At 36.2% G+C, this 8,615-nt stretch carries 9 protein-coding genes; 3 read left to right on the top strand and 6 right to left on the bottom strand.

The window, feature by feature from the left end:
- Positions 1 to 64: 64 nt before the first annotated feature.
- The 3 genes from can (at position 65) to ACNQGN_RS18130 (ending at position 1,684) form a co-directional block, all read left to right on the top strand.
- Positions 65 to 700: a carbonate dehydratase gene (gene can / locus ACNQGN_RS18120; RefSeq protein WP_417989231.1), complete on the top strand. Its 636-nt coding sequence runs from the start codon at positions 65 to 67 to the stop codon at positions 698 to 700.
- Positions 701 to 826: 126 nt separating this feature from the next.
- Complete coding sequence (locus ACNQGN_RS18125; RefSeq protein WP_417989232.1) at positions 827 to 1,126, top strand: hypothetical protein; 300 nt, start codon at positions 827 to 829, stop codon at positions 1,124 to 1,126.
- A 78-nt stretch (positions 1,127 to 1,204) separates the two neighbouring features.
- Positions 1,205 to 1,684, top strand: a complete 480-nt coding sequence (locus ACNQGN_RS18130; RefSeq protein WP_417989233.1) for a hypothetical protein — start codon at positions 1,205 to 1,207, stop codon at positions 1,682 to 1,684.
- 79 nt (positions 1,685 to 1,763) lie between these two features.
- Here the strand turns inward: ACNQGN_RS18130 and ACNQGN_RS18135 are convergent, their stop codons facing one another.
- The 6 genes from ACNQGN_RS18135 to ACNQGN_RS18160 form a co-directional block, all read right to left on the bottom strand.
- Positions 1,764 to 2,609 carry a hypothetical protein gene (locus ACNQGN_RS18135; protein WP_417989234.1) on the bottom strand — a complete coding sequence of 282 codons (846 nt, stop codon included), beginning with the start codon at positions 2,607 to 2,609 and terminating at the stop codon, positions 1,764 to 1,766.
- 49 nt (positions 2,610 to 2,658) lie between these two features.
- The gene (locus ACNQGN_RS18140) at positions 2,659 to 4,011 is read right to left on the bottom strand and encodes an NAD-dependent succinate-semialdehyde dehydrogenase (RefSeq protein ID WP_417989235.1); all 1,353 of its coding nucleotides are present in this window, start codon (positions 4,009 to 4,011) and stop codon (positions 2,659 to 2,661) included.
- A gap of 56 nt (positions 4,012 to 4,067) precedes the next feature.
- The gene (locus tag ACNQGN_RS18145) at positions 4,068 to 4,715 is read right to left on the bottom strand and encodes a GNAT family N-acetyltransferase (RefSeq protein ID WP_417989236.1); all 648 of its coding nucleotides are present in this window, start codon (positions 4,713 to 4,715) and stop codon (positions 4,068 to 4,070) included.
- A gap of 350 nt (positions 4,716 to 5,065) precedes the next feature.
- Positions 5,066 to 5,497 (bottom strand): QcrA and Rieske domain-containing protein, encoded by a 432-nt coding sequence (locus ACNQGN_RS18150; RefSeq protein ID WP_417989237.1) that lies wholly within the window; start codon positions 5,495 to 5,497, stop codon positions 5,066 to 5,068.
- A 219-nt stretch (positions 5,498 to 5,716) separates the two neighbouring features.
- On the bottom strand, positions 5,717 to 6,673 hold the full coding sequence (locus ACNQGN_RS18155) for an aldo/keto reductase (RefSeq protein WP_417989238.1): 957 nt from the start codon (positions 6,671 to 6,673) through the stop codon (positions 5,717 to 5,719).
- 159 nt (positions 6,674 to 6,832) lie between these two features.
- A complete protein-coding gene (locus ACNQGN_RS18160; protein ID WP_417989239.1) occupies positions 6,833 to 8,374 on the bottom strand; it encodes an acyl-CoA carboxylase subunit beta in 1,542 nt (513 codons plus the stop codon).
- Positions 8,375 to 8,615: the final 241 nt, after the last annotated feature.

The following is an 8,615-nucleotide window of genomic DNA, read 5'->3' on the forward strand; positions in this document are numbered from 1 at the left end:
GCTTCTCTATAATTTTAGAAAGCAGAAGAAAAATTGATTTCAAATAATTTTAACAAGACAAAAAATGAGCGATTTTTATAAAAAAATATTAGACAACAATAAAATATGGGTAGAAACTTCTCTAGCCAAAGACCCAAATTACTTTGCAGATTTAGCAAAAGGCCAAACACCACCATTATTATGGATTGGTTGTTCTGACAGTAGAGTTCCCGCTAATGAAATCGTAGGAGCAAAACCTGGCGAAGTATTCGTTCATAGAAATATTGCCAATATGGTAGTTCATACTGATATGAATATGCTTAGTGTACTCGACTATGCTGTAAACGTTTTAAAAGTAAAACATGTACTTGTTTGCGGACATTACGGCTGCGGAGGTATAAAGGCTGCAATGGGGAATGATTCAATTGGTATTATTGACAATTGGATTCGACACATAAAAAATGTATATCGCTTACATCATATCTACTTGGACTCCATTGTTGACGAAACGGATCGTTTCAATAAGTTTGTAGAACTAAACGTAAAGGAGCAGGTTTTTGATTTAGCCAAAACATCTATTGTTCAATCAGCTTGGAAAAACGGACAAGATCTAACGTTACATGGTTGGGTTTATGGACTGAATTCCGGTTTTGTAACGGATTTAGAAGTTAATATCAGTTCAGAAAAAGATCTGGACCAAGTGTATCAATTAAAATTCTAAAAAAATCGCCTTCGGGCGATTTTTTAAATATTTTTTTTAAACATTAAAAACAACAACTCTCACTACCGTAAGATCAAAAGAACCCGTTCTTTTAAAAACCCTATTGTTCTGCATTAAATTTCAGTTATGAATAACAGCCTAATTAAATTACTCTTTTTATTCGTATTGGCTACATTTTCCTTTATATGGATTAGTGACCAACTAGCTGTGATTATTGAAGATGAACAATACAGTTTTTATGAACTAACTGAAAAAAGTGATGGTGAAAACAAGGTGGAAAACGAATTAAAAACCCAGTTTATAAATAAAATTGAGGCTTTAAATTGTACTATAATTTTGTTTTTAAAGAAAAAAAACAATACTGCATACCTATTCAATAGCAACGAATTCTTCTCTGAAAATCTGACACCCCCTCCTCAGGTATAGCGCTATATTATTGATCTCTAGAAATACTACAGGTACCTTGAAAAAAGGTACTATTATCCTATACCTATACTTATTAAAATGAAAAAAATATTAGTTGCAATAGCTGTGTTATTAACAGCTCCATTACTAGCGCAAACACATGAAATAACTAAACACAATGGTAAAAAATTAGAAGTTAACTTTATTAAAATTAAAAATAATATAATTTACTATTCCGTACCTGAAAGTTTGGTAGAAAAAAAAATTAGTAAATATGCAGTTGCGCAGTTAAATGAAAAATCAAAAATCAATTCTCAGATTATATCTGAAAAAATTCATGCAACGGTAAAATCCGACTATAAGAAAGTGGTTGTACTGAGGGAATCAGAAACTATCGGTTTAAAAAAAGGCGATACTTTAAACAGTTTTTTTGGTAAAATAAAAGGCCAGTCAAGACTTTCATTATTAGAAATGGGTGAAAAACGGCTAAAAGAAAATGCTGCACTCAGGGGAAATCAATTTATTGTAATCCTATCGAATAAAACCGACAACCTTAAAGCGGTCACCTATACTTATTAGTAGCGCCTCTTTCTTTGCAGAAAGCAGCGCATCGATACCGAAAGAGCCTGTCTGACAGGCTCTTTTTATAAATTCTAATTTAGTTTCCTTCGTATGTAAAAGTCACACCTGCTACTAAAAATTGGGTTCCAAAGGGTTCCAAATTAGCTTTATTTGAAGCAGCATTATAGGTATAATTTAACCAAATTGGCATGGTAATACTATCTGTCAATTCTATGTCTTTTGAAACAGTGCAACCAAGGTTAACAAATGAGGGTTTGTTATAATCGGCAAAAGTATAGTATTCTGCCTTATTATTAAGAACAGCTCCCATAACAGGTGAGATATTCACTCCATAAGGAGCTTCAAACTCATATCCAATTTCCATATAAGTGGTGAAATTTTGTTTTCCTTTTTCATCATTTTCATCTTTATATCTAAAATCATTTCCTGCAATCAAGGTGCTTAAAGTAACCCAAATTGGCACCCCTTTTTCAGAAAAATCAAACAAAAACTGCAAATCAATTGATTGTGATCCATCATTCCCAAAATTGAAAAAATCATTTGAAACACCTTCTTGTTTGTCTGTAGATGGCCAATAATAATCCTGCAATGAAACTGTAAAATAATCTGTTATGGCATAATTAAAAATAAAATCTAGCTCTTGGTACCCTTTTGAAGCTCCATTTGCATCATAATATTCTTTCTTGAAATTGTGCGTTGTCCAAAAACCCACAGCGAATTTATCACTCACATTATAATTCCCATACAACTGTGCTACAGGATATTTACCTCCCCAAGATTGTCCTCGCCAAACATATCGACTGGCAATATCAAGATTTATATCCCACTTTTTATCAGACTTCAGGGTATCCGTTACTGTTTCTTGTGCAAATAGTGTAGTAGTGACCAACATTACTATAAAAATAAATACTGCTTGTTTCATGCTTGTTTCTGGTGTTAATCTTAAAAATTAAGCGCTGTTCTCAGCACTTCTATTCAATAACTATCGATTTCATATTCATAAATTCTTTTATTCCAATATCAGATAATTCTCTTCCGTAACCTGATTTTTTAATTCCTCCAAACGGAATTCTGGAATCAGATCGTACCAGTGAATTTACGAAAACATTTCCTGCTTCAATTTTTCGAGCCAGTCTATAGCCCCTTTCTCGGTCTTCTGTCCAAATTGCAGACGCCAAGCCATATCTATGATTATTAGCAATTGCAACAGCATCATTTTCGTCCTTAGCTCTGATTAAGGTTGCTAATGGGCCGAAAGTTTCTTCCTGAAAGGCTATATTATTAGAATCCACAAAATCAATTAATGTAGGTTGAAAATTGCACGCTTCTCGCATTCCTCCTACTATTAATTTAGCGCCTTGCTGCAATGCTATTTCCAATTGATGACTCAATTTGTCGGCCAAATCCAATCTAGCCAAAGGCCCCATACTGATGCCGTTCTGCAATGGATTTCCTTGCTGCAATGCGTTAATTTTTTGGGCAAAAAGAGCAGAAAATTCATCAGCTACTTTTTCGGTTACAATAAAGCGTTTGGCACAAATACAAGCCTGCCCTGCGTTAAGCATTCTGGATTGAGTTGCTATTGTAGCTGCTTTTTCAAGATTGGCATCATTCAAAACAATAAATGCATCGGAACCTCCCAACTCCATAACTGATTTTTTGATATTCTTTCCTGCCAATGAAGCCACAGACGAACCAGCCATTTCACTTCCTGTTAAGGTAATTCCACAAATAATATCTGAAGCGATTACACTTTCTACCTGCACAATATCGATGGTTACCTGTTGAAAAATACCTTCCGGAAAACCAGCTTCCAGAAATGCATTTTCGATCGCTTTGGCACAGCCAATAACATTTGGTGCATGTTTCAAAAGCGTAACATTGCCCGCCATAATTACCGGTGCTGCATAACGAAGTACTTGCCAAAAAGGATAATTCCAAGGCATAATCGCAAAAACGGCTCCCATTGGATCATAAACAGACAGGCTTGTAAAAGGCGTTTCATACGGCACGTCACTTAGCATCTTTTCTGCATTTTCGGCATAGAAATCACAGTTTCCAGCTGATTTTTCTACTTCAGAAATCCCTTCGGGCAAAATCTTACCCATTTCATTGGTAATGAGTAAACCCAATTCGTGCTTATTTGCTCTGAGGACATTAGCAAGTTTTTTCATTTTATCAGCCCTTTCCTGAAAACTTGTATGTCGCCAATTCTTAAAAGCACTTTCTGCTATTTTCAGTTTTTGATTTAACTGCGCCTTTGTCAAAACTTCATGCTCAGCAATAATCGCTCTTGAAAATGGGTTTATTGATTTAAATATCATTATAAAAAAATATTTTTGTTTAAGGTCCTTACTACTCCCACCAGTGAGACTGCATTCTATTTCTGGCTTAATTCAGTGTTTGAATCCAAAGGCCTAAACATTAGAATAGCACAATTTCCACTTCGAGGGTCGTCTAAATATTCAAATAGAGGCTCCACAGGAATAAACCCACATTTGATTTGAGCGGTTACAGTTGGATCCGCGATTTCGCCTTTTATTACTTTATCACAATAGTCAGCAATCGTCATTTGATCTTTCACTTTATCAAAACCAATAGGCATCCCGGCAGTAACTTGTCCTTTACAACCCTGCTGTTTTGCAAGATCTTGTCTGGCATTGTATAACTCCCTTGCAATTCCCTTTCCCCGATAATCAGGATGAACAGACACGTCTAATCCATAAATCCAATCCGCAGTAGGGTCATGGGTTCCTAACCATAAATTATCAGAAATCGCTAAAAAACGATGCTTTCCCTTGTGATAATTTTGACGAAAAGTTGTTGAAGAAGCAATCACTTTAGTACCATCTAAAACGACAAACTGACCTTCAGGAAAAATCTCCAAATGTTTTTTATACTTTTCTTCGGTGATTAATTCATCTCTGGACAATGTTGGAAACACTAGGACTTGTAATTCCGCCTGCTGTTTTGCATGTTCCGGTAAAGGTGTCTGTATTGTGTATAGCCCTACTATTTTTTTCTTCATAAATTGATGACTTCTTTGAATACTCCTACAGTTATAAAAGATTTATGCTAAATTAAAAGAATTAAAATTATACGTCTTATCGTTCGGGACTATTTTTATCGTTTCTAAGACGACTAAAATGAAGAAGAAATTCAGAAAGTTCATTAGCTAGCAATGCCTGGTGTATAAGACTCTATAACTTCGCATTTACTAATATCAGCTTCTGAAAAAAGAGAAATATTTACTAATCACATAAACGTACTAAACAGCTCCTTTTTCGACTGTTTAATACGTTTTTATCATCTTTAAATTACACCCCTACCACTACTTAAAAACAATATTTTTTTAGCTACTGAAAAAATCAAGATTTTTCAGGAATAAACTCTAAGCGTATTTCCGTTTAAAGAGGTATTGTATTGTTTTAAATTACTGGTTGCCGGTCCTTTGGTGACAACTCCGGTGCTAGTAAATTCTGAGTTATGATTTGGACAAATAAAATTATTTCCGCTTCCATTGTAATTCACATTTGTTCCCTCATGAGTACATGTGGCCGAAACAGCAATAAAAGATCCGGTGAGGGTTCTTGCAATAACAATTCTATTTGTAACCATGAATCCGCCATTAGTAGCTAATGTTCCTGAACTAACATCTACGTTGAAATCGATACCGGTAGGTGCTGGTGCTGGTGTTGAAGACGAAGAGTCATCGCTAGAACAACTAGATGATAACCCTGCTATGCATGCTGGCACTAAAACAGCCGCAGCTCCAAATCCTGCTCTTGCAAAAAATTCTTTTCTATTCATAATTTAATTTTTAGAAATTACTACTACTACTAAATAGGAATGCTTTTAATCTTTTAAAAAAAATTAGTTTTAACAGTTTAAAAATAAATAAAAAAAGGTTAAATTCTTACACTTAGCCTTTTAATTAATTAATTTTTGATATTTGGTGGTGGAATCACTGCGATTAGTATGCCTGAAAATTATATCAATAAAGAGCAAAATTTAATTTTTCCCTTTTTACTATCTCAAAATCCCCTCAATAGTCTCCAGTTCCTCTTTGGAAAAACTAAGCTTCTGTAAACTGTTAATATTATTATTTAACTGACCAACCGAACTGGCGCCAATCAAAACGGAGGTGATTCGGTTATCTTTTAATAGCCAAGCCAAAGCCATTTGAGCCAATGATTGATTTCTTTGCTGTGCAATGGTATTCAGTTGAATAATTCTCTGGGTTCTTTCCTGTGAAACTTCATCCTCCTTTAAATGACCATTAGGATTCGAAGCTCGGGAATTTTCTGGAATCCCTTTCAAATATTTGTCTGTTAAAAGACCTTGCGCCAAAGGAGAAAAAGCAATACACCCCACTCCTTTTTCTTCAAGAACATCTAATAACCCCGCTTCAGGTTGCCGAACAAACATCGAATATTTCACTTGATGAATCAAACAAGGTGTTCCTAATTGTTTGAGAATTTCACTAGCCTCCTTAGTTTGTTTCGCATTGTAATTGGAAATTCCGGCATACAAGGCTTTTCCGCTTCGTACGGCATAATCTAGCGCCATCATGGTTTCTTCCAAAGGTGTTTCCGGATCAAAACGATGCGAATAGAAAATATCCACATACTCGAGGTTCATACGTTTCAAACTCTGATCTAAACTCGACAATAAATATTTACGGGAACCCCAATCACCATAAGGCCCATCCCACATGGTGTAGCCCGCTTTGGTTGAAATTACGATTTCATCGCGCAGGTTTCCCTGAAAATTATTTTTTAGTATTTTGCCAAAATTACTTTCTGCGGAACCCGGAACCGGACCGTAATTGTTGGCCAAATCAAAATGGGTAATTCCCTTATCAAATGCGGCTTTAACAATATTCTCCCCATTTTCAAAATTATCCACCGAACCGAAGTTGTGCCATAATCCCAAAGAAATTTGCGGTAATAACAAACCACTCTTTCCACATCTATTGTATTTCATTTACTATTTTTATTAAGGTTTACTTTCGATATTGTATCAATTTTGAAAGATACTAAAAGGCCAAATGGCACTAATAAAATACCAACCGGTTTTTAAAAAGCAGTTCCACTATTAACGCTTCTTTTAAACGAAATCGACTCTACCTGTATAGTAAAACAATTACAAAGGAATATTCCCGTGTTTTCTATCCGGAGTAACACTTACTTTATTTTCGAGCATACTGAACGCTTTTATCAATTTGCGTCTTGTGTCTTGTGGTAAGATTACCTCATCCACGAAACCACGTTGCGCTGCCGTGTAGGGATTCGCAAATAAATCGGCATATTCAGCTTCTTTTTCTAAGAGCTTTGCTTCATGATCTTCGGCTTCGTTGATCTCTTTCTTGAAAATAATCTCAGAGGCGCCTTTGGCTCCCATCACGGCAATTTCGGCAGTTGGCCAAGCAAAATTCATATCAGCACCAATGTGTTTGGAGTTCATTACATCATACGCACCCCCATAGGCTTTACGTGTAATTACGGTCACCCTGGGAACTGTTGCTTCGCTTAAGGCATACAACAATTTGGCGCCGTGAACGATAATCCCGCTCCACTCCTGATCGGTTCCCGGCAAAAAACCCGGAACATCAACCAAAACCAATAATGGGATATTAAAACAATCGCAAAAACGAGTAAATCGCGCTGCTTTTTTCGAACTGTTCACATCGAGACAACCTGCCAAAATCATTGGCTGATTGGCTATAATTCCAATGCTCTTCCCTCCCAATCGAGCAAAACCCACCAGAATATTCTCAGCGTAATTTTTATGAATTTCAAAAAACGAATCTTCGTCAATAATTCCGCCAATCACCTCGTGCATATCGTACGGTTTGTGCGGATTATCCGGAATAATAGTCGCTAATTTAGTGCGTACCTCATCACTAAGTTCGTAAGGTAAATTACGAGGCGTTTCTTTATTGCTTTGCGGCAAATAACTCAGTAAGCGTTTCAAATCTTCCAGACATTCCACATCATTTGCCGAGGTACAATGCGCTACGCCTGATTTAGTAGAATGCGTGCTTGCCCCTCCCAATTCCTCTGAAGTTACCGTTTCATTGGTTACGGTTTTAACCACGTTTGGCCCAGTAACAAACATATAACTGGTGTCTTCGACCATCATGGTAAAATCGGTCATGGCAGGAGAATAAACAGCTCCACCGGCACAGGGTCCCATAATCGCAGATATTTGCGGTATTACGCCACTGGCTTGCACGTTCCTGTAAAAAATATCAGCATAACCACCCAAAGAACGAACACCTTCCTGAATACGTGCTCCGCCAGAATCATTCAGTCCAATCATGGGCGCGCCCATTTTTACTGCCATATCCATCACTTTACAGATTTTTTCGGCATGGGTTTCGGATAACGAACCTCCAAAAACCGTAAAATCCTGAGCAAAAATATAAATCAATCTTCCACCAATCGTTCCATATCCTGTTATGACGCCATCACCAAAGTACAACTCTTTTTCCATTCCAAAATCTGATGTTCGGTGCGTCACCAACATCCCGATTTCTTCAAATGAACCTTCATCCATCAAGTAATTGACTCGTTCCCTTGCAGTCAGTTTTTTATTGGAATGCTGCTTTTCGATACGTTTTTTTCCGCCACCCAAATGAGCTTGAGCAATTTTATCGTTTAATGTATTTATTTTGTCTTTCATATTGTTGTTTTTAACCGACAATTTGCTATTTTTTTTAATTTATTTTTAAAACCATTAAGGCATTACATACTCCATTTTCTAAATAAAACAGAAGCTCTTAATGGTTAAAACAACTTTTCTAATTTATTGACAACTCCTCCAGCTTAAGCGTTGAGGATTCTTGGAAAAAGCTTGCCTCAACAGGCTACTTTAGCTTCCATGAGAAATTGCCCTTTCTCCAAAATATTATTTGCGGCGTTTA

The sequence above is a fragment of the Flavobacterium rhamnosi genome, from assembly GCF_048286515.1.
GTDB lineage: Bacteria > Bacteroidota > Bacteroidia > Flavobacteriales > Flavobacteriaceae > Flavobacterium.

Bases quoted from the DNA above. Each gene is read 5' to 3' on its own strand.
- can (WP_417989231.1), top strand. From the start codon at position 65: ATGAGCGATTTTTATAAAAAAATATTAGACAACAATAAAATATGGGTA.
- ACNQGN_RS18125 (WP_417989232.1), top strand. From the start codon at position 827: ATGAATAACAGCCTAATTAAATTACTCTTTTTATTCGTATTGGCTACA.
- ACNQGN_RS18130 (WP_417989233.1), top strand. From the start codon at position 1,205: ATGAAAAAAATATTAGTTGCAATAGCTGTGTTATTAACAGCTCCATTA.
- ACNQGN_RS18135 (WP_417989234.1), bottom strand. From the start codon at position 2,609: ATGAAACAAGCAGTATTTATTTTTATAGTAATGTTGGTCACTACTACA.
- ACNQGN_RS18140 (WP_417989235.1), bottom strand. From the start codon at position 4,011: ATGATATTTAAATCAATAAACCCATTTTCAAGAGCGATTATTGCTGAG.
- ACNQGN_RS18145 (WP_417989236.1), bottom strand. From the start codon at position 4,715: ATGAAGAAAAAAATAGTAGGGCTATACACAATACAGACACCTTTACCG.
- ACNQGN_RS18150 (WP_417989237.1), bottom strand. From the start codon at position 5,497: ATGAATAGAAAAGAATTTTTTGCAAGAGCAGGATTTGGAGCTGCGGCT.
- ACNQGN_RS18155 (WP_417989238.1), bottom strand. From the start codon at position 6,673: ATGAAATACAATAGATGTGGAAAGAGTGGTTTGTTATTACCGCAAATT.
- ACNQGN_RS18160 (WP_417989239.1), bottom strand. From the start codon at position 8,374: ATGAAAGACAAAATAAATACATTAAACGATAAAATTGCTCAAGCTCAT.